We start from the raw sequence: 18605 nt of genomic DNA, 5'->3' as shown, positions 1-18605 counted from the left end.
GCCCAAGCCGCCTGGATCGGATCTCTGACTTGAAGCGTCCCCTCCTTCTACTAATAAGTCTGGCCTTGAGCTTTGGTGCGAACGCGACGATTACCGAAAGCCACGGTTACACGCAGTTCGGCAGCCTCAAGTACCCGGCCAAATTCACCCACTTCGACTGGGTTAACCCTGCAGCGCCGAAAGGCGGGACCTTGCGGGTCATGGCATTTGGCACCTTCGATACGCTCAACCCCTACACCTTCAAGGGCTCAAGCCCGGTTTCCACGCCCAATTTCCTGCAATACGGCGTCAATGAGCTGAACGAACCGTTGATGGTCGGCACCGGCCAATATGCGCCGTCCGGCGATGAGCCGACGTCCAGCTATGGGCTGATTGCCCAGTCGGTGGAATACAGCGAGGACCGCAGCTGGGTGGTGTTCAACCTGCGCCCTGAAGCACGCTTTCATGATGGCAAGCCGATCACCGCCTACGACGTGGCGTTTTCCTATCGCACCCTGCTCACCGAAGGTCACCCGCAGTACCGCACCAATCTGCAGGAAGTCGCGCGGGTGGACATCCTCAACCGCCACCGCATCCGCTTTGTGTTCAAGCGCGCCGGCAACCCGTTGTTGATTTTGCGCCTGGGCGAGCTGCCGGTATTGCCCCAGCATTACTGGAAAGGCCGCGACTTCAAGGCCACCACCTTCGAACCGCCGCTGGGCAGCGGGCCGTACCGCATCAGCAAGGTCACTCCGGGCCGGCAACTGGTGTTCGAGCGGGTCAAGGATTACTGGGGCAAGGACCTGCCGGTCAACCAGGGTTTCTACAACTACAACAAGGTCGAAGTGGAGTTCTACCGCGACAGCGATGTGGCGTTCGAAGCCTTCAAGGCCGGCGAGTTCGATATCTATATCGAGCACCAGGCCAAGAACTGGGCGAATGGCTACAACTTCCCGGCGGTCAACCGAGGCGACGTGATCAAGGCGCAGATCGCCCACCAGATCCCGACCCAGAGCCAGGGCCTGTTCATGAACAGCCGCCGGCCGACCTTCAGCCAGACCAAGGTGCGCGAAGCCCTGGGGCTGATGTTCGACTTCGAATGGACCAACCGCACCCTGTTCAGCAGCGCCTATAAACGCACCTTGAGCTACTACCCCAACAGCGAATTCGCCGCCACCGGCGTACCCACCGGCCATGAATGGCTGATGCTCTCGCCGTACCGCGACCAACTGCCGCCCAACCTGTTCACCCAGCCGTTCAGCCTGCCCCAGACCGACGGGCGCGGCATCCCCCGCGAGACCCTGCGCCGCGCACTCGCCTTGCTGGGCGACGCCGGCTGGAAGTTGTCGGGACAACGCCTGCTGAACAAGGACGGGCAACCGCTGCGCTTCGAGATTTTGCTGGTCAACCCGAACCTGGAGCGCATCCTGCAGCCCTACGTCGAGAACCTGATCAGCATCGGCATCGACGCGCGCCTGCGCACCGTCGACCGCGCGCAATACAAGCAGCGCCTGGACCAGTTCGATTTCGACATGATCCTGATCACCCTCAACCAGACCCTGAGCCCCGGCCTGGAACAGTGGCAGTACTTCCACTCCAGCCAGGCGGCGATCAAGGGCAGCAAGAACTACGCAGGCATCAACAACCCCATCGTCGATCACCTGCTGGAACAACTGCTGGCCGCGCAGACCCGCGAAGAACAACTGGCCGCCGGCCGCGCCCTGGACCGGGTGCTGCTGTGGCAGCACTACAGCATTCCCAACTGGTACCTCAACTATCATCGCCTGGCCTACCGCAACCGGTTCGCCTTTGTCACCACGCCGCCCTACAGCCTGGGCCTGAGCGCGTGGTGGCTGAAAGCTTCGGAGAAAGCCCAATGATGCTTTTGCGCCATGCACTGATCGCCAGCCTGTTGCTGTGCAGCGCGGCCCACGCCGCGCCGCAACATGCGTTGACGCTGTACAACGAACCGCCGAAATACCCCGCCGACTTCAAGCACTTCGACTACGTCAACCCCAACGCCCCCAAGGGTGGCACCTTCCGCGAATCGAGCATGGGCGGCTTCGACAGCCTCAACCCGTTTATCAGCAAGGGCGTGCCGGCCGACAACGTCAGCCTGATCTACGACACCCTGGCCATGCAAAGCCTGGACGAACCGATCACCGAATATGGCCTGGTCGCCGGCAAGATCGAAAAGGCCCCGGACAACAGCTGGGTGCGCTTCTACCTGCGCCCCGAAGCGCGCTTCCATGACGGCCACCCGATCCGCGCCGAAGACGTGGTGTTCACCTTTCAGGAACTGATCAAGGAAGGCTCGCCGATCTACCGCACCTACTACGCCGACGTCGACGAAGTGGTGGCCGAAGACCCGTTGCGCGTGCTGTTCAAGTTCAAGCGCACCAATAACCGCGAATTGCCGCTGATCCTCGGGCAACTGCCGGTATTGCCCAAGCACTGGTGGGCCACGCGGGACTTTGCCAAGGGCAACCTGGAAATACCACTGGGCAGCGGGCCGTACAAGGTTGCCGAGGTCAAGGCCGGGCGCATGATCCGCTACGAGCGGGTCAAGGATTACTGGGCCAAGGACTTGCCGATCACCCAGGGTTTCTACAACTTCGATAACCGCATCACCGACTACTACCGCGACAGCACGGTGTCACTGGAAGCCTTGAAGGCCGGCCAGTTCGACTACTGGCTGGAGTTCAGCGCAAAAAACTGGGCCAACGCCTACAACATCCCGGCGGTGGCCGAGGGTCGGCTGATCAAGGAAGAAATTCCCAACGGCAACCCCACCGGCATGCAGGGTTTTGTGTTCAATACGCGCAAGCCGATGTTCCAGGATGTGCGCGTGCGCAAGGCCATCAGCCTGTTGCTGGATTTCGAGTGGAGCAATAAACAGCTGTTCAACGGTGCCTACACGCGCACCCGCAGTTACTTCGAAAACTCGGAAATGGCCGCCACCGGCCTGCCCGGCCCGGATGAGCTGAAGATCCTAGAGCCGCTGCGCGACAAGATCCCCGCCGAGGTCTTCACCCAGGCCTTTGCTCCGGCCAAGACCGACGGCAGCGGCATGATCCGCACCCAGCAACGCGAGGCCTACCAGCTGTTGCAGGAAGCCGGCTGGCGCATCGTCGACGACAAGATGGTCGACACCACCGGCAAACCGGTGACCATCGAGTTCCTGCTGGCGCAGACCGAGTTCGAGCGCATCCTGCTGCCCTTCAAGCGCAACCTCGCCGACCTCGGCATCGACCTGGTGATCCGCCGGGTCGACGTCTCGCAGTTCGTCAACCGCTTGCGCTCGCGGGACTTCGACATGCTGGTGGGCAGCTTCCCGCAATCCACCTCGCCGGGTAACGAGCAGCGCGAATTCTGGAAGTCCTCCAGCGCCGACAAACCCGGCAGCCGCAACTACATGGGGCTCAAGGACCCGGCCGTGGACCAACTGGTGGAGGAGTTGATCGACGCTGACTCGCGCCAAAGCCTGATGGCCCACGCCAAGGCGCTGGACCGCGTGCTGCAATTTGGCTACTACGTGATCCCCAACTGGCACATCAAAACCTTCCGCGTGGCGTACTGGGACCACCTCGGCCACCCGAAAACCCCACCGCGCTACGATGTCGGCACCGCCACCTGGTGGGCCAAGCCTGACGCCAAACCTGCCATTCCCCTGGATACGAGCGCCGATGCGGCGAGCGGAGGCGATTAAATGCTGGCCTATATCGTTCGCCGCCTGTTGCTGATCATCCCTACGCTGTTCGGGATCCTGCTGATCAACTTCGTCATCATCCAGGCCGCCCCCGGTGGCCCGGTGGAACAGATGATCGCCAAGCTCGAAGGCTTCGAAGGCGCCACCAGCCGCATTGCCGGCGGTGGCGCCGAGGTGTCAGTGGCCGGTTCCAGCAGCTACCGTGGCGCCCAGGGCCTGGACCCGGCGCTGATCAAGGAAATCGAGAAGATGTACGGCTTCGACAAATCGGCGCCGGAACGCTTGTGGATCATGGTCAAGAACTACGCCCGCCTGGACTTTGGCGACAGTTTCTTCCGCGATGCCAAGGTCATCGATCTGATCAAGGAAAAGATGCCGGTGTCCATCTCCCTCGGGTTATGGAGCACGCTGATCATGTACCTGGTGTCGATCCCCCTGGGGATCGCCAAGGCCACGCGGCACGGCAGCCATTTTGATGTGTGGACCAGCTCGGCGATCATCGTCGGTTATGCGATCCCGGCGTTCCTGTTTGCGATCCTGCTGATCGTGGTGTTTGCCGGCGGCAGTTATTTCGACTGGTTCCCGTTGCGCGGGCTAACGTCCAACAACTTCGACGAGTTGAGCTGGGGCGGCAAGATCCTCGACTACTTCTGGCACCTGGCGCTGCCGATCACCGCGCTGGTGATCGGCAACTTCGCGACCATGACCCTGCTGACCAAAAACAGCTTTCTCGACGAGATCAACAAGCAATACGTGGTCACCGCCAAGGCCAAGGGCCTGACCAACCACCGCGTGCTCTATGGCCACGTGTTCCGCAACGCGATGCTGCTGGTGATCGCCGGTTTCCCCTCGGCGTTCATCGGGATTTTCTTCACCGGCTCGTTGCTGGTGGAAGTGATCTTCTCCCTCGACGGCCTGGGCCTGATGAGCTTTGAAGCGGCGATCAACCGCGACTATCCGGTGGTGTTCGGCACGCTGTTTATCTTCACCCTGCTGGGGCTGATCGTGAAACTGATCGGCGACCTCACCTACACCCTGGTCGATCCGCGCATCGACTTCGCCAGCCGGGAGCATTGAGATGAACCTGTCCCCCCTCAATCGCCGCCGGTTCGAGCGTTTCAAGGCCAACAAGCGTGGCTGGTGGTCGCTGTGGCTGTTCCTGGTCCTGTTCGGGCTGAGCCTGGGCGCCGAGCTGATCGCCAACGACAAACCGCTGGCCGTGCACTACGACGGCGACTGGTACTTCCCCGCGCTCAAGCGCTATCCGGAGACCACCTTTGGCGGCGAATTCCCGCTGGAGGCCAACTACAAGAGCCCATATATCCAGGAGTTGCTCAAGGCCAAAGACGCCTGGACGCTGTGGGCGCCGATCCCGTTCAGCTACCAGAGCATCAACTACGACCTCAAGGTGCCGGCCCCCGCGCCGCCGTCAGGCGTCAACCTGCTGGGCACCGATGACCAGGGACGCGACGTGCTCGCGCGGGTGATCTACGGCTTCCGGGTGTCGGTGCTGTTTGCCCTGACCCTGACCGTACTCAGCTCGATCATCGGCGTAATCGCCGGCGCCTTGCAGGGCTTCTATGGCGGCTGGGTCGACCTGGCCGGGCAGCGCTTCCTGGAGATCTGGTCCGGGTTGCCGGTGCTGTACCTGCTGATCATCCTCGCCAGCTTCGTGCAGCCGAACTTCTGGTGGCTGCTGGGGATCATGCTGCTGTTCTCGTGGATGAGCCTGGTGGACGTGGTGCGCGCCGAGTTCCTGCGCGGGCGCAACCTCGAATACGTGCGCGCAGCGCGAGCGCTGGGCATGCAGAACGGCGCGATCATGTTCCGCCACATCCTGCCCAATGCCATGGTTTCGACCATGACCTTCATGCCGTTCATTCTCACCGGCGCCATCGGCACCCTCACCGCCCTGGACTTCCTAGGCTTCGGCCTGCCCGCCGGCTCACCGTCGCTGGGTGAACTGGTGGCCCAGGGCAAATCCAACCTGCAAGCGCCGTGGCTGGGCATGAGTGCCTTTGCCGTGCTGGCGATCATGTTGAGTTTGCTGGTGTTTATCGGCGAGTCCGCTCGCGATGCCTTCGACCCGAGGAAATGAGATGAATCAGGACAATCTGATCGAAATCCGCGACCTCAGCGTCGAGTTCGTCACCGGCGAACACCACCACCGCGTGGTCAACAACATCAGCTTCGATATCAAGCGCGGCGAAACCATCGCGCTGGTCGGCGAAAGCGGCTCGGGCAAATCGGTGACGGCCCACTCGATCCTGCGCCTGCTGCCCTACCCGCTGGCGCGGCACCCGAGCGGCACCATCGAATATGCCGGGCAAGACCTGCTGACCCTCAAGGAAAAAACCCTGCGGCACATTCGCGGCAACCGCATTGCGATGATCTTCCAGGAGCCGATGACCTCGTTGAACCCGCTGCATTCGATCGAAAAACAGATCAACGAAGTGCTCGGCCTGCACAAGGGGCTCACCGGCAAGGTCGCCACCCAACGGACCCTGGAGCTGCTCGACCTGGTGGGTATCCCTGAGCCGCACAAGCGCCTCAAGGCCCTGCCCCACGAGCTGTCCGGCGGCCAGCGCCAGCGGGTGATGATCGCCATGGCCCTGGCCAACGAGCCGGAGTTGCTGATTGCGGATGAGCCGACCACCGCCCTCGACGTGACCGTGCAGCTGAAAATCCTCGAGTTGCTCAAGGAGCTGCAGGCGCGCCTGGGCATGGCCTTGCTGCTGATCAGCCATGACCTCAACCTGGTGCGGCGCATTGCCCACCGGGTGTGCGTGATGCAGCAGGGTTGCATCGTGGAGCAGGCCGACTGCGAGACGCTGTTCCAGTCGCCCCAACACCCGTACACCCAGGAACTGCTGGCGGCGGAGCCCAGCGGTGGGCCGGCCACCAATGCGGTGGGGCCGCCGTTGCTGGAAGTCGATGACCTGAAAGTGTGGTTCCCGATCAAGAAGGGCTTTTTGCGCAACACCGTCGACTACGTCAAGGCGGTGGACGGCATCAACTTCAGCCTGCCCCAGGGGCAGACCCTGGGCATCGTCGGCGAAAGCGGCTCGGGCAAATCCACCCTGGGCCTGGCGATTCTGCGTTTGATCGCGAGCAAGGGCGGGATTCGCTTCGAAGGCCAGCAACTGGACACGCTGACCCAACAACAGGTGCGCCCGCTGCGCCGGGAAATGCAGGTAGTGTTCCAGGACCCGTTCGGCAGCCTGAGCCCGCGCATGTGCGTCAGCGAGATCGTTGGCGAGGGCCTGCGCATCCACAAGATGGGCACTCCGGCGGAGCAGGAAGCGGCGATTATCGCCGCGCTCAAGGAAGTCGGCCTGGACCCGCAATCGCGGCATCGGTACCCCCACGAGTTCTCCGGCGGCCAGCGCCAACGCATCGCCATCGCCCGCGCGCTGGTGCTCAAGCCACGCCTGATCCTGCTCGACGAACCGACCTCGGCGCTGGACCGCACGGTGCAACGCCAGGTGGTGGAACTGCTGCGCAGCCTGCAGGCCAAGTACAACCTGACCTACCTGTTTATCAGCCATGACCTGGCGGTGGTCAAAGCCTTGAGCCACCAGCTGATGGTGGTCAAGCACGGCCAGGTGGTGGAGCAAGGCGACGCCAAGGCGATTTTTGCCGACCCGCAGCATGCTTATACCCGGCAGTTGCTGGAGGCGGCGTTCTTGGTCCCCGCATGACCAGACACGGGCAAAATGTGCGAGGGGGGCTTGCCCCCGATGAGGGAGTGTCAGTTAACCCATTGATGCCAAGCCGAACATCCCCCGCACCGGCCTGAACAACGTCAGCACCGGGTTCTACGGCGAACCCCGCAGCCTGCAGTTGGCGACCCGATGGGACTTCTAAGCTGACGGGCCCGGCGCTGTGTGCAATGATCATCGCTCGTTCTGCCAAGGGATGGACCCACCGCCATGTCAATGCACAACACCGCATCCCCCTCGCCGCGTTTCTGGCGCGACGAGCGCTTGCCGTTCATTGAAGCGCGCACCATCGAAGACGGGCGCAAGGTCACTTACACCCGCCATGCCCACGAGCATTTTTCCATCGGCGCCGTCACCACCGGGCGCAGCTATTACCACTACGGCGCCGAGACCTTCCAGATCGGCGCCGGCACCGTGGTGTTGATGAACCCCGGCGACGTGCACGCCTGCAACCCTATCGACAACGAGCATTGGTCCTACCACATGCTCTACCTCGACACGCCGTGGCTGACCGACTTGCAGTACCAACTGGGGTTCAGCACCGACCAGGGTTACCGCCCGTTCAACACGCCCCACACCCAGGACAAGCTGCTCTACAGCGGCTTGCTGGCGCTGTACCGGTTACTGGTGGATGAGCAGGCCGACCTGCTGCAGAAACAGAGCGCGCTGGTGAGCTATTTCAGTGACGTCCAGCAATGCCTGAACCCTTCTCCCACCCCGCCGCGTGAGGTCAACCACAAGCTGGAGCGCGCCGCCGACTACATCCGCGAACACTGCACCGAGGCCCTGAAGCTTGAGGACATTTGCCTCGCCGCGGAGCTGTCGCCGTCGTATCTGATCCGCGCGTTCAAGCAATATTGTGGGCTGACGCCCCATGCGTTTCTGGTCAACCAACGCATCCAGTTTGCCCGCCGCCAGTTGCGCAATGGCGAGCTGATCGCCGATGTGGCCCTGGCCGCCGGGTTTGCCGACCAGGCGCATTTCCAGCGTGCCTTCAAGCTGCATTTCGCCGCCACGCCCGGGCAATACCGCGACCGGCTCAAGCCATCAGCAAATAACCCACACTGGCCACCAGCAACGCGGCCATTGAACGGTTGAACAGCCGCACGCCCTGAGGGTTGCTCAAATAGCGACGCAAAAAGGTGCCGGCGTAGGCCCAGCACGCCACCGACAGATAGCAGATCACCAGGTAGAGGCTCGCAAACAGCCAGACCTGCGCGGCATCGCCATCGGCCACAAACAAGCCCATCCCAGCCACGCAGGCCAGCCAGGCCTTGGGGTTGAGCCACTGCATGATCGCGCCGTAGAGCATCGACGGCGCCGTGGCAGTGCCCTCGGCATCCAGGCGGCCGTCGTCAACGGCCAGTTTCCACGCCATGTACAGCAAAAAGGCGACCCCGCCCCACTGGATCAATTGGGTGAGGATCGGCAAGCGCAGCAACACTTCATGCAAACCCAGACCAATCAGCACCAGCAGCAAGGTGAAGCCGACGGCGGCGCCGAACACGTGTTTCTGGCTGGCGACAAAGCCGAAGCGCGCGCCTGAACTCAGGGCCACCACATTCACCGGTCCTGGGGTAATGGACGTGGCCAGGGCGAAGGCCGCCATGGAAATGATCAAGCTCATTGCAGTTCCTTTTTTTTGATGCCGCGTGAAGAGGCCACAACGGTATAAGGCCCATCCAAAACGGTATTGAACAAAATCACCCTGGCCCCACAAATCTCGCCGGAGCCGGTGCTAGAGTTCACGGCCAACTGTTCGATTGATCACTGCAAAAAGGAATCGCCATGTCACGTCGCCTCTTGGCAGCTGCCTGCCTGATGCTGTCTTTTTCTGCGGCCCAGGCCGCCGAACGCTGGGAAACCCTGCCGCCGACGCCCGCTCCGGTGGCAGCAGCAACAACCGGCTACGCCGCCGTCAACGGCGTCAAGCTCTACTACACCCGCACCGGCCACGGCTCGCCGGTGGTGCTGCTGCATGGCGGGTTGGCCAACTCCGACTACTGGGGCAACCAGGTCAAGGCCCTGGCGGCCAAGCACACCGTGATCACCCTCGACAGCCGTGGCCACGGGCGCAGCTCACGCAACGAAAAACCCTTCGGCTACGGCCTGATGGCCGATGACGTGGTAGCCGTGCTCGACAGCCTGAAAATCCCCCGCGCCGATATCGTCGGCTGGAGCGACGGCGCCATCATCGGCATCGACCTGGCGCTGCATCACCCTGACCGTATCGGCAAGGTGTTCGCCTTCGCCGCCAACACCCAGACCTCCGGCGTGAAGGACGGCGTGGAAAAAAACCCGACCTTCGCCGCCTATATCGAACGCGCCGGCAAGGAGTACGCCAAGCTGTCGCCAACGCCCAAAGAGTACGACGCGTTTGTGGAACAGATCAGCCATATGTGGGGCAGCCAACCGAACTGGACCGACGCCCAACTGGCAAGCATCAAGACGCCGATCCTGATTGCCGATGGCGATCATGACGAAGCGATCAAGCGCGAGCACACCGAATACATGGCGGCGACCATTCCCGGTGCCGGCCTGCTGATTCTGCCGAACACCAGCCACTTTGCCTTCCTGCAAGACCCGGCGCTGTTCAATGCGGCCGTATTGGGCTTCCTCGATAGCAAATAGACCCTGTACCCTGTCGGCGCGCCGCCGTGGCGCGCTTTCAGTTTCCAGCCAGGTCAGGATGCCAATGCCCAACCCGATTCCACGCCGGCGCGACGCCGTCGTTACCCGCGATACCATTTTGTTGTCCGCGCGCAAAGCGTTTGCCCAGTCGGGCTATGAGGCCGCCGGGTTGAGTGAGATCGCGGCGGATGCAGGGGTGACCTTGATGTTGATCCAACGCTACTTTGACTCCAAGGAACAGCTGTTCGACGAAGTGATCGCCAAGACCCTGGCCAAAACCGATCCACAGGTAGTGATCGACTTGCTCAAGCCGCTGCTCCATCAAGGGGTGGACGGCGCTCCCGCCGCTACTTGACGAACAACTCGCGGTCCCGCGCCTTCACATGGCCTTGGCGGTAATAGGCGTCGAACCAGGGTTTCTCACCCGCCGCCGGCGGCTTGGCCAGGCGCAGGGTTTGCAGCGCGCCGGGTTTACTGGCATTGACGCGAAAGTGAAAATGGTCGAACAGGCGCAATGCCTCGATGGCATACACCACGGCGACCTTGCGGTCTTCGATGCGGATCAGGTGGTCGCCGTTGTTCTTCTCCCCGCCCCCGGCCAGGTTGGATGAGCCGGTGTACACCGTGGGGTTGGCGCCGTTGAAGTCGGTGACCACAAACTTATTGTGCACCATGTTCCCGGCATTGCCCGACCATTCGGCCCTGAACGGCGCCGGGGCATTGCTGGCCAGGAACGCAAACGGCAACAACCCCACCGAACCGTCCGGCTTGCGCAGCGCCAGCTTGCCGGTGCGCTGGGCCACGCCGTAGGAAAACAGCGCGCGCTGCATCAACTCATCCAGCGCGGTGCGCACCTTGCCGTTGATCAGGTTGAGAAACACGATGGAATACAGCACCGAACTGGTGGCCTGTTCGATGCTGGTGGCGATGGGGTCCAGGGACAACGCGCTGTCGGCATGCGGCGCGAAGCACAGCGACACCCTGGAGCCGGGCTCGTCGCGCACCACCCACCATTGCTGCGACAGCGGATTTTTGCGAAACGCCGCAGGTGCCGTCCAGTAGGCGTCGAACACTTCGCCGAACTTGCCCGCCACGGTTTCATCATCAAACAGCAGCACGTTATTGGCCTGGATATACAGGCCACGCAGGGCAAAGTTGGTGGAGCCGCCGAGCACTCGAATGGCCTTGCCTTCGCGGCGCACGATCAACACCTTGTTGTGCTGCTGGCTGGAGAAGTGCAGGCGCTTGACCTGCGCACCGGCGGCACTCAAACGCGCGGCGCTGAGGCTTTCGCAGCTGTCGGTGGCGCCCTGTTCGCCATGGTCGTCGATGATCGCGCGCAGGCGTGGGCCGAGCTGCTCCAGGCGGCGCAGGATGTCGGGTTCCTTGCTCTCGTAGATCAACGCGTCGAGGGTTAGCCCGGGGTCGCTGGCGACTTGTTCCAGCACCTGCAGAATCAATTGCCGCGCTTCGAACCCCAGCCATTGGTAATTGCGTTCGAAGGGCGCCATGTCCAGGTCCAGGTAGGCCCTGGGGGCGGAACGCGCTGGCGGCAGGATGCGGGTTTCATTGTCGAAACGATCGCCGTAGGCCTGGGACGAGGCAAAGCCCCGAGTAAAGCCGATATTCACAAACTGACTGATGGTTTGCGCTTCCAGAGACACCTGCGCGTCCACACTGACGCCCTTGCGCAGCGTGCCGTCGGCCTGCATGTAGCAGGCAGTGACGCGGTAACGGAACAGCCCCGGCAGGATCTCGCTGGGCACATGGATCCAGCGGAATTTCTGGAATGGCGCCTCGATGGAAGGAAAGGTACGCGGCCGCTGCGGCGTGGGCGGGTAGTCGAAGTGCAGGCGGTTGTGCAGCACACCCCAATGATCGGCGCCGGGATAGCGCACTTCGATGCTGAAGCCGACAAAGTCGGGGGTGGCCAGGTCCGGCGCCAGGTCAAACGCGAGCAAGGCGGCGCCCTCTCCGCGATACAGCTTGAAGGTCAACCCTTGAAACGTGGTCTTGCTCTCGAAATCGGCGCTCAAGCGATATCCCTTCTGCCGGCAGGCGGTTTCTTGAGTCTAGCGCCTGCGCCGCATCAGGCCACTGGCGCTTGTGTAACGATATCTTCGATACTCAGCACACGACCGTCCTCGGCCAGGATCTCGACCTGGCGCAACGGCTTGAGCGAACGCGCATCCAGCACGCAGGCGCCGGTCCCCTCAGGCTCCGTGAACGCCTGGCCCCACTGCGCCAGGGTGACCAGCACCGGCATCAGCGCGCGGCCCTTGTCGGTCAATTGGTACTCGCTGCGCGCGCCCACTTCGCTGGTGTGCAGCAGGCCTTGCTCGACCATGTCCTTGAGACGCGTGGCGAGGATATTTTTCGCCACGCCCAGGTGTTTCTGGAAATCACCGAAGCGCGTCACCCCGGCAAACGCGTCGCGGATGATCAACAGCGTCCACCAGTCACCCACGACGTCCAGGGCACGGGCAACCGGGCAGCCATCGCCTTCCAGGCATTTGCGTTTCATCGTCGGGCCCTCCAGGCTCTGAAAAATTTGGTTGCATTATAGGACCAACAGGCACAGGATAAAAACGGTTTCATCATTAAACCTAATTTTTGCTCCGGAGCGCATCATGGATATTCGTGGAAAAGTGGTACTGGTCAGTGGCGCCAATCGTGGCCTGGGCAAAGCATTCGTCACCGCATTGCTGCACGCCGGTGCGGCCAAGGTGTATGCCGGTGCACGTGACCCGGCCAGCGTAAACATTCCCGGCAGCACGCCGATTGCCCTCGACATCACCGACCCGGCCAGCGTGCAGCGCGCCGCCGAGCAATGCGGCGACGTCAGTGTGGTGATCAACAACGCAGGCTTCCTGAAATACGGCTCGTTACTGGCCGAAGACAGCGTCGAAAACCTGCAGCAGCACTTTGACGTGAACACCTTCGGCACCCTGCGCCTGAGCCGCGCGTTTGCGCCGATCCTGGCCAAGCAAGGCGGCGGCGCGCTGGTCAACATTCTCTCGGTATTGAGCTGGCTGAGCCCACCGGGCACCGGCGGCTACAGCACCTCCAAGTCCGCCCAGTGGGGCCTTACCAATGGCCTGCGCGGCGAATTGCGCGAGCAGAACACCCTGGTGATCGGCGTGCACCCGGCCTACATCGACACCGACATGGTTGCCGAAGTGCAGGCGCCGAAAAGCACGCCCGAAGAAGTGGTTGCCATCACCCTGCAAGCCCTGAGCGACGACCGCGAAGAAGTGCTGATCACCGACATGACCCACGCCGTCAAGGCGTCGCTGTCCACCGAAACCCCGGTGTACCTCAACCGCTGATCAGCGCCAGCGCCAGCGCTACGCAACCGGCGGCCAGCGATGCATCACCACAGGCAAACACGCCAGGCACCGAGGCCTGGCGTGGAATGTGCCGTTGAGCGCCTGGGCCAGGTCACCCTGGCGCAGTTGGCCGAGGATTTCGACGAGCGCTATCGCGTGGCGATGCTGCCTTAGCGCTGCGCCGGAATGCGAATGTCGCCGTCGCGGCACTGGCTTTTCACACTGCGCGGGCAGCCGGCGAAGGCCAGGTCCTTGGTCAGGCACACACGCACCTCCGACAGCACCTGGCCTTTGCAGATCACCGCCAGGCCATGATTGCCAAGGCGAGGGTTGCTCTGGCGGAACAAGGCCTCGATCTCACGGGCCGGCAACGACGACGGTGTGTTGAGCGGTTGCAACTGCGGCGGGATGACCACCACGCCCAACGCGGCATCGGTCTTTTCCAGATACGCCATAGGCTCAAGCCCCGAGCAGGTGCCGTGCTTGGCCCATTCATGCTTGAGCAGTGCACGCGTCGGGAACAGCGTCGCGCCTTTGTCGAGTTCGTCGCCAGACAAACGCGACTGCGGCGCACACGACGCCGGCCACCCGCCCTTCGCATATTGCGGCCACAGGCCATGCAGCACGAAGCCGTAGCCCTTGCCCGAGCACTGTTGGTTGTCCGGGTGCGTCAGGCAAAAAGTCGGCGACCACGACAGCGACAACACATAAAAATCAAATTCCCCCGGCGTGCCTTGGCTACGCGGGGCCGCCATTGCGCTGGTGGCCAGCACCAGCCACAACGCCATCCAGTATTTCATCCGGCTATTTTCCTTGAACAGACTACGCAGGCAGGTTGGGGTTACGTTGCAGCACCTTGTCGAGGATCCGATCGGTCTTCAAGGCCTCGATCCCCAGCGAAGGATGCTCGGCCTCGCCGCGGATATGCGCGTTCATGGCTAACACATGGTGCCACTGGATATGTGCATGGCACGGCACTTCGAGCACTTCGTCAGTCTCGCCTTCAAGGCGCAGCGGCTGGTCTTCGAACACCGAGAACTGGATACGCCCGTGGCTGCCGATCAGTTCAACCAGGTCCTCACGACGGTCCGCGACAAAATTCCAGCAGCCCATGCCCAGCGCGCCCGAACTGAACGTCCAGCAGGCTGTTACGGCGTCTTCAGCCGCATACTTCCCGGCCTGGCGTGCGGTAAAGCCTGATACCTCGACAATATCCCCCGCCAGGTACTGAAACAGGTCAAAACCGTGGCTGGCGAGGTCGGCAAAGTAGCCACCGCCGGCGATGGCCGGGTCGGTGCGCCAGTTGGCGGCGCTGGCATCCTCGGCCGCCGGTGGCTTGCACAGGGTCCAGGTAAGGTGACGCAAGGTGCCGATGCGCCCGGCTTGCAGCCACTCGCGCACTTGCTGGAAGCGCGGCAGCGAGCGCCGGTAATAGGAGACAAACAGGTGCAGCCCGGCGCGCTCGAAGGTGCGCTGCATCAGCGCGCTCTGCTCGGCATTCAGTGACATGGGCTTCTCGACGCAGCAGTGCTTGCCGGCCGCTGCCACCATCAGGCTGTATTCCAAGTGGCTGGCAGGCGGTGTGGCGATGTACACCGCGTCCACCTCGGGGTCATCGATCAACGCCTGGGCGTCGGTGTAGAAACGCGCAATGCCATGGCGCGCCGCATAATCGCGCACCGTTTCCTCGCGCCGCCCCATCACGGCCACCAGGGCCGAACCTGGCGCTTTATAGAAAGCGGGTCCACTCTTCAATTCAGTGACACTGCCACAGCCGATCATGCCCCAGCGTACGGTGCTCATCTGTTCTCCTCGTCCGTTTTCATCCAGCGGGCAGTATCCACATACCCACCCCGGCGCGCCATAACCACTTAGCATGACAATTGCATTACACTTTTATGACACTCATCCCGCTGCGGGGGCACAGACGATGAAAATAAGGGCAACGGTCATTTGCGAACACGAGGGGCATATCCTCTTCGTGCGCAAGGCCAGGTCAAAATGGGCATTGCCGGGCGGCAAGGTCGAACGTAACGAGCGCCCGGTCGGCGCCGCCGAACGCGAGCTGGAAGAAGAAACCGGGTTGAACGTGGACGGCATGCTGTACTTGCAGGAGCTCAAGGCGCGCGACACGGTGCACCATGTGTTCGAGGCTTCCGTGGTGAATATCGCCGATGCACGGCCCAGCAACGAGATTGTCGATTGCCGTTGGTACGCTTACGGGGCCGTGGACGAGCTGGACACCACCGACGCCACCCGCCACATCGTCAAATCCTTTCTACGGCGCCTGTAGCTGCGCGCTCTGCCCACTCTCGATCAACCCGCGTTTTACCAAGCCATTGGCTTTCTGCCGTTCGACAAAGGATCTGACGAACGTGGCAGCGGCTGCATGTGCCACCGGAACCGCCATGGCCTGGCGGATTGTCATGAAGTCATCGTCCACCAGGCGCCATTGCCCGGTGACTTTGCTCTGCAGAAAGTCCCGCACCCCCGCCGCCGCGTCCAGGCCCTGCTCGATAAACCAGTCGACCGCCGCCGCCGACGTCGGCGCGCGCACCAGCTCGGCATGCTGCACGGTGCGGCTCAGGTACAGGTCGTAGGCGGCGCCCTGGCCCACGGCGATCCGCTTGCCCGGCGCGTCCAGTTGCGCCACCTCGGTCAATGGCGAATCCGCCGGCACCAGGTAGGTGCCCTTGATCGCCACGTACGGCGCGCTGAAAGCAATCTCCTGCTCACGCACCGGCTCTATCGCAAGGAAGGCCACACGCCAGACACCCTCGGCCAGCGCGGCAAACACCTTGCCTGCCGCCTCGAAGGTGATCAGTTCCAGCGCCACACCCAACTCGTCCGCCAGTGCCTTGGCCAACGCCACGGAAACACCCTGGGCCTCGCCCGCTGCACCGCGTTGCGCGAGCACCGGGTTGCCGAAGTTGATGGCGGCGCGCAGCACGCCCTGCGGGGCCAGTTGTTGCAGTACCTGAGGGTCAATCATCGAGCGCTCCTTGACGGGTCCGTTGCACGGTCTTGCGGATCACAAATGGCAGTACGCCGCCGTGCACAAGGTACCCAAGCTCTTGCAGCGAGTCGAGGCGCAGCGCTTGATCACTATCTGTGCCCTGCCCCAACACCGGATACGGATGAGCCGATGCTTTTTCACCGTTGACCCTGAAACCAGTTTTGAAAGTGCCTTGATTCATACCAGCAGCCTGCTGCGTTGTGCTTCGGCTACTGCGCAAGAGGCGGGCGATCGGCTGGAGGGAACGTCACAGACGCTGGTGGTTTCGGTATTGCATCTGGTGGATATGGCCAGAGCGATGGTGGATCGAGCGGTGGAGATCCAAATGTGGGAGGGGCGGTCTCAAGACCGCGGCTTCCCTCCCACCGCCCTGGCCTGCCCGCGCATATACAAGGCCTCCACCAGCTTCTGCCGTTCCTCCTGGGGCAAGCCACTGGCAAACTGCGCCAATGTCGTGTCCACCAGCGCCCGCAGTGCCGCATCCGCTTCACGGGCCTTGGCCAGCTCAGCCACCAATACATCGCGGTCCAGAGTCGGCGCCTCCAGCTGCTTGATCACCCCCAAACGCGCCTCCCGGCCTGCCATGACCAACGGCTGGCTGTCGGCCCGGTTATGCCGCAGCAATTGGCGCAGTTCTCTACGACGCTCGGGCGGTAGCTTGACCATGGCCTGGCGCAGGCCGTGCTGGTTGACCACCGCCTCAACCGGCGCGGCACTGGTCCGCCAGTGATACAGGCCGCCACCCACCCCACCGATCAAAAACACGTTAAGCAGTACCGAAACAAACAACCACGGTTTCAGGGTTCTTGCAGTCATTGCTCGGCTTCCTCGGCGTTAACGGTAAAGATGACTTGCGCGTCGCCTTGGTCGAAGACGCTGGGCAGCACTTCGGATGACAGCATCGGCAGCGGCACGCTCATGGACGCCACCAGCATCCCGGTGACCACCCCGGCAATGCCCACGCCCACCAGGCCGGCGGGCGATAACCAGCTGGCATAGCGTGACCAGAATGAACGTGGGAAGGATTGACGCACCTGGCGAACCAAGGCCGCGTCCGCCAGCGTCGGCTGATGGCTGTTCAACTGGCCGTCAAGCCAGCGCGCCTCGAGCAAGGCGTCGCGCACTTGCACATTACCGCTGTCAAGCAACGCCTGGGCGGCGACCTGTTCAGCAGCAGGCCAGTGCTGCAGGTCGGCCCCGTAGGCGTCGGCCAGGTAAGCAAAGCGTTCGGGTGTCATGGTTTTCCCCTTCCTGGGCGGGCAAGCCCGGGTGTGTCGGCAAGTTGGCTGCGCAACTGGCGTCGGGCCCGCGACAGCAGGCTCTCCAGTGCCTCGACGCTGATATTCATCAGGGCCGCGGCGTCGCTATTCGACAGCTCCTGGTAGTACTGCAGCACGATGGCTTCGCGCTGGCGTTCGGGCAAGGCCGCCAACGCGGCGGCCACGCGATCACTGCGGTCCTGGCTGTGCAACTGGTCTTCGGCGGAAGGCGAGTTGTCCACCAGCTCGGCCGCCTCCTCGTCCGTCAACGGGCGCGCCTTGCGCCGGCGCAAACGGTCATGGCACAGGTTGAGCACGACCCGGTGCAACCAGGTGTCGAACCGCGCCTCGCCGCTGCGCCAGTGGGCCGCCTGGCGCCAGATGCGCAGAAAACTTTCCTGAGCCACGTCCCTGGCCTCGTCGGCATCGCCCAATAGCCGACCGGCAAGCGCCAGCAACCGCGGGAGCTTGCGCGTCACCATTTCGTTGACGGCGGCAGGTTCGTTATTGCCGATACGTGCCAACAGCTCAACGTCCGGATCAGTCTCTTTCAATCGGGCAATTCTCGGCTAAGGGTCAGGGTTCAGCGGTTCCAATGCCCTTCGCGCCAATACCAGTTCGGGCCATGGGCCTCCCAATGGCCGGGCTCCCAACGCGCATTGCGCATCAGCGGCTGCCAGTGGCCGGGGACCCAGCCGTAACCACGCCCTTCCCAGCGCCAGTGCCCACGGTCCCAGGCGTAGCCGGGGCGCTCGGCGGGGATCATCTCCACACGCTGCGGCGGCGGCGCCTGCTGGATGATGATTTCGGTCTGGGCAAATGTCGGGGTGCTGACCAACGCAACAAGGGCCAGCGGAGCAAGCAAGGCAAAACGCAATGTGGCCAGACGTTTCATGGCAACTCCTTCAGGCAACGAGCGAAAGTGCCGGTTGCTGATGGGTTGAACGGCGCGCGCAGAAA

Annotated in this window: 21 protein-coding genes and 2 pseudogenes; 12 read left to right on the top strand and 11 right to left on the bottom strand. The window is 62.8% G+C overall.

The annotated features are described in order from the left end of the window. The first annotated feature begins 29 nt into the window (after positions 1 to 29). The 6 genes from AC0IYH_RS12100 to AC0IYH_RS12075 all read left to right on the top strand — a co-directional run bounded on the left by AC0IYH_RS12100 (position 30) and on the right by AC0IYH_RS12075 (position 8508). On the top strand, positions 30 to 1859 hold the full coding sequence (locus tag AC0IYH_RS12100) for an extracellular solute-binding protein (protein ID WP_116629983.1): 1830 nt from the start codon (positions 30 to 32) through the stop codon (positions 1857 to 1859). After that, on the top strand, positions 1856 to 3688 hold the full coding sequence (locus tag AC0IYH_RS12095; protein WP_471834508.1) for an extracellular solute-binding protein: 1833 nt from the start codon (positions 1856 to 1858) through the stop codon (positions 3686 to 3688). Before AC0IYH_RS12100 ends, AC0IYH_RS12095 begins: the two co-directional genes overlap by 4 nt. Then, complete coding sequence (locus AC0IYH_RS12090) at positions 3689 to 4765, top strand: microcin C ABC transporter permease YejB (protein WP_116629985.1); 1077 nt, start codon at positions 3689 to 3691, stop codon at positions 4763 to 4765. A gap of 1 nt (position 4766) precedes the next feature. Beyond that, entirely contained in the window at positions 4767 to 5786 is a 1020-nt protein-coding gene (locus AC0IYH_RS12085) for an ABC transporter permease (protein ID WP_116629986.1), read from the top strand. A gap of 1 nt (position 5787) precedes the next feature. Beyond that, a complete protein-coding gene (locus AC0IYH_RS12080; protein WP_471834506.1) occupies positions 5788 to 7389 on the top strand; it encodes an ABC transporter ATP-binding protein in 1602 nt (533 codons plus the stop codon). Positions 7390 to 7620: 231 nt separating this feature from the next. Continuing rightward, the gene (locus AC0IYH_RS12075) at positions 7621 to 8508 is read left to right on the top strand and encodes a helix-turn-helix domain-containing protein (RefSeq protein WP_471834505.1); all 888 of its coding nucleotides are present in this window, start codon (positions 7621 to 7623) and stop codon (positions 8506 to 8508) included. Here AC0IYH_RS12075 and AC0IYH_RS12070 read toward each other — a convergent pair. Further along, positions 8450 to 9037 carry a LysE family translocator gene (locus AC0IYH_RS12070; protein WP_116629991.1) on the bottom strand — a complete coding sequence of 196 codons (588 nt, stop codon included), beginning with the start codon at positions 9035 to 9037 and terminating at the stop codon, positions 8450 to 8452. The two genes, AC0IYH_RS12075 and AC0IYH_RS12070, sit on opposite strands and share 59 nt — an antisense overlap. 161 nt (positions 9038 to 9198) lie before the next feature. On the opposite strand from AC0IYH_RS12070, the gene AC0IYH_RS12065 reads away from it, so the two are divergent. Both AC0IYH_RS12065 and AC0IYH_RS12060 read left to right on the top strand, forming a co-directional pair. Next, the gene (locus AC0IYH_RS12065) at positions 9199 to 10041 is read left to right on the top strand and encodes an alpha/beta fold hydrolase (RefSeq protein ID WP_471834503.1); all 843 of its coding nucleotides are present in this window, start codon (positions 9199 to 9201) and stop codon (positions 10039 to 10041) included. 64 nt (positions 10042 to 10105) lie between these two features. Further along, entirely contained in the window at positions 10106 to 10396 is a 291-nt protein-coding gene (locus tag AC0IYH_RS12060; protein ID WP_241092323.1) for a helix-turn-helix domain-containing protein, read from the top strand. On the opposite strand, the gene AC0IYH_RS12055 is transcribed toward AC0IYH_RS12060, so the two are convergent. Together AC0IYH_RS12055 and AC0IYH_RS12050 are read right to left on the bottom strand one after the other, a co-directional pair. Continuing rightward, positions 10389 to 12077 (bottom strand): phospholipase D-like domain-containing protein, encoded by a 1689-nt coding sequence (locus tag AC0IYH_RS12055; protein ID WP_471834501.1) that lies wholly within the window; start codon positions 12075 to 12077, stop codon positions 10389 to 10391. The genes AC0IYH_RS12060 and AC0IYH_RS12055 overlap by 8 nt on opposite strands. 53 nt (positions 12078 to 12130) lie before the next feature. After that, positions 12131 to 12565 (bottom strand): winged helix-turn-helix transcriptional regulator, encoded by a 435-nt coding sequence (locus tag AC0IYH_RS12050; RefSeq protein WP_471834500.1) that lies wholly within the window; start codon positions 12563 to 12565, stop codon positions 12131 to 12133. A 106-nt stretch (positions 12566 to 12671) separates the two neighbouring features. Here AC0IYH_RS12050 and AC0IYH_RS12045 point away from each other — a divergent pair, with 106 nt between their 5' ends. Both AC0IYH_RS12045 and AC0IYH_RS12040 read left to right on the top strand, forming a co-directional pair. Beyond that, positions 12672 to 13370: an SDR family oxidoreductase gene (locus tag AC0IYH_RS12045; protein ID WP_116629996.1), complete on the top strand. Its 699-nt coding sequence runs from the start codon at positions 12672 to 12674 to the stop codon at positions 13368 to 13370. 93 nt (positions 13371 to 13463) lie between these two features. Then, positions 13464 to 13544, top strand: a pseudogene (locus tag AC0IYH_RS12040) (transcriptional regulator); the annotation flags it as partial. Here the strand turns inward: AC0IYH_RS12040 and AC0IYH_RS12035 are convergent. Both AC0IYH_RS12035 and AC0IYH_RS12030 read right to left on the bottom strand, forming a co-directional pair. After that, positions 13541 to 14170 carry a ribonuclease T2 family protein gene (locus AC0IYH_RS12035; protein ID WP_471834498.1) on the bottom strand — a complete coding sequence of 210 codons (630 nt, stop codon included), beginning with the start codon at positions 14168 to 14170 and terminating at the stop codon, positions 13541 to 13543. The pseudogene AC0IYH_RS12040 and the gene AC0IYH_RS12035 sit on opposite strands and share 4 nt — an antisense overlap. A 22-nt stretch (positions 14171 to 14192) precedes the next feature. Beyond that, on the bottom strand, positions 14193 to 15173 hold the full coding sequence (locus AC0IYH_RS12030) for a Gfo/Idh/MocA family protein (RefSeq protein WP_471834496.1): 981 nt from the start codon (positions 15171 to 15173) through the stop codon (positions 14193 to 14195). A 127-nt stretch (positions 15174 to 15300) separates the two neighbouring features. Between AC0IYH_RS12030 and AC0IYH_RS12025 the strand changes: the two genes are divergently transcribed. Next, the gene (locus AC0IYH_RS12025) at positions 15301 to 15663 is read left to right on the top strand and encodes an NUDIX domain-containing protein (RefSeq protein ID WP_116629999.1); all 363 of its coding nucleotides are present in this window, start codon (positions 15301 to 15303) and stop codon (positions 15661 to 15663) included. Here AC0IYH_RS12025 and AC0IYH_RS12020 read toward each other — a convergent pair. Together AC0IYH_RS12020 and AC0IYH_RS12015 are read right to left on the bottom strand one after the other, a co-directional pair. Next, positions 15649 to 16362: a transporter substrate-binding domain-containing protein gene (locus AC0IYH_RS12020; RefSeq protein WP_471834495.1), complete on the bottom strand. Its 714-nt coding sequence runs from the start codon at positions 16360 to 16362 to the stop codon at positions 15649 to 15651. The two genes, AC0IYH_RS12025 and AC0IYH_RS12020, sit on opposite strands and share 15 nt — an antisense overlap. Next, on the bottom strand, positions 16355 to 16567 hold the full coding sequence (locus AC0IYH_RS12015) for a hypothetical protein (protein WP_122773838.1): 213 nt from the start codon (positions 16565 to 16567) through the stop codon (positions 16355 to 16357). Before AC0IYH_RS12015 ends, AC0IYH_RS12020 begins: the two co-directional genes overlap by 8 nt. On the opposite strand from AC0IYH_RS12015, the pseudogene AC0IYH_RS12010 reads away from it, so the two are divergent. After that, positions 16508 to 16645, top strand: a pseudogene (locus AC0IYH_RS12010) (DUF6124 family protein); the annotation flags it as partial. The gene AC0IYH_RS12015 and the pseudogene AC0IYH_RS12010 sit on opposite strands and share 60 nt — an antisense overlap. 83 nt (positions 16646 to 16728) lie before the next feature. Here AC0IYH_RS12010 and AC0IYH_RS12005 read toward each other — a convergent pair. From AC0IYH_RS12005 to AC0IYH_RS11990, 4 genes are read right to left on the bottom strand one after another with little or no spacing between them, the layout of a single operon-like run. Further along, on the bottom strand, positions 16729 to 17202 hold the full coding sequence (locus AC0IYH_RS12005; protein ID WP_122773837.1) for a periplasmic heavy metal sensor: 474 nt from the start codon (positions 17200 to 17202) through the stop codon (positions 16729 to 16731). Beyond that, a complete protein-coding gene (locus tag AC0IYH_RS12000; RefSeq protein ID WP_471834494.1) occupies positions 17199 to 17624 on the bottom strand; it encodes a hypothetical protein in 426 nt (141 codons plus the stop codon). Before AC0IYH_RS12000 ends, AC0IYH_RS12005 begins: the two co-directional genes overlap by 4 nt. Further along, complete coding sequence (locus AC0IYH_RS11995; protein ID WP_471834492.1) at positions 17621 to 18199, bottom strand: RNA polymerase sigma factor; 579 nt, start codon at positions 18197 to 18199, stop codon at positions 17621 to 17623. The genes AC0IYH_RS12000 and AC0IYH_RS11995 overlap by 4 nt, the downstream gene beginning before the upstream one ends. 29 nt (positions 18200 to 18228) lie before the next feature. Next, complete coding sequence (locus AC0IYH_RS11990) at positions 18229 to 18540, bottom strand: YXWGXW repeat-containing protein (protein ID WP_471834491.1); 312 nt, start codon at positions 18538 to 18540, stop codon at positions 18229 to 18231. Positions 18541 to 18605 lie beyond the last annotated feature (65 nt).

Source organism: Pseudomonas sp. AC463 (assembly GCF_979253585.1).
Note: the sequence above shows the minus strand (reverse complement) of the source record. Positions and strands in the feature narration are given on the sequence as shown.

Bases quoted from the DNA above. Each gene is read 5' to 3' on its own strand.
- AC0IYH_RS12085 (WP_116629986.1), top strand. From the start codon at position 4,767: ATGAACCTGTCCCCCCTCAATCGCCGCCGGTTCGAGCGTTTCAAGGCC.
- AC0IYH_RS12060 (WP_241092323.1), top strand. From the start codon at position 10,106: ATGCCCAACCCGATTCCACGCCGGCGCGACGCCGTCGTTACCCGCGAT.
- AC0IYH_RS12020 (WP_471834495.1), bottom strand. From the start codon at position 16,362: ATGATTGACCCTCAGGTACTGCAACAACTGGCCCCGCAGGGCGTGCTG.
- AC0IYH_RS12005 (WP_122773837.1), bottom strand. From the start codon at position 17,202: ATGACTGCAAGAACCCTGAAACCGTGGTTGTTTGTTTCGGTACTGCTT.
- AC0IYH_RS12090 (WP_116629985.1), top strand. From the start codon at position 3,689: ATGCTGGCCTATATCGTTCGCCGCCTGTTGCTGATCATCCCTACGCTG.
- AC0IYH_RS12065 (WP_471834503.1), top strand. From the start codon at position 9,199: ATGTCACGTCGCCTCTTGGCAGCTGCCTGCCTGATGCTGTCTTTTTCT.
- AC0IYH_RS12050 (WP_471834500.1), bottom strand. From the start codon at position 12,565: ATGAAACGCAAATGCCTGGAAGGCGATGGCTGCCCGGTTGCCCGTGCC.
- AC0IYH_RS12015 (WP_122773838.1), bottom strand. From the start codon at position 16,567: ATGAATCAAGGCACTTTCAAAACTGGTTTCAGGGTCAACGGTGAAAAA.
- AC0IYH_RS12075 (WP_471834505.1), top strand. From the start codon at position 7,621: ATGTCAATGCACAACACCGCATCCCCCTCGCCGCGTTTCTGGCGCGAC.
- AC0IYH_RS12030 (WP_471834496.1), bottom strand. From the start codon at position 15,173: ATGAGCACCGTACGCTGGGGCATGATCGGCTGTGGCAGTGTCACTGAA.
- AC0IYH_RS11990 (WP_471834491.1), bottom strand. From the start codon at position 18,540: ATGAAACGTCTGGCCACATTGCGTTTTGCCTTGCTTGCTCCGCTGGCC.
- AC0IYH_RS12095 (WP_471834508.1), top strand. From the start codon at position 1,856: ATGATGCTTTTGCGCCATGCACTGATCGCCAGCCTGTTGCTGTGCAGC.
- AC0IYH_RS12080 (WP_471834506.1), top strand. From the start codon at position 5,788: ATGAATCAGGACAATCTGATCGAAATCCGCGACCTCAGCGTCGAGTTC.
- AC0IYH_RS12045 (WP_116629996.1), top strand. From the start codon at position 12,672: ATGGATATTCGTGGAAAAGTGGTACTGGTCAGTGGCGCCAATCGTGGC.
- AC0IYH_RS12000 (WP_471834494.1), bottom strand. From the start codon at position 17,624: ATGACACCCGAACGCTTTGCTTACCTGGCCGACGCCTACGGGGCCGAC.
- AC0IYH_RS12025 (WP_116629999.1), top strand. From the start codon at position 15,301: ATGAAAATAAGGGCAACGGTCATTTGCGAACACGAGGGGCATATCCTC.
- AC0IYH_RS12070 (WP_116629991.1), bottom strand. From the start codon at position 9,037: ATGAGCTTGATCATTTCCATGGCGGCCTTCGCCCTGGCCACGTCCATT.
- AC0IYH_RS12035 (WP_471834498.1), bottom strand. From the start codon at position 14,170: ATGAAATACTGGATGGCGTTGTGGCTGGTGCTGGCCACCAGCGCAATG.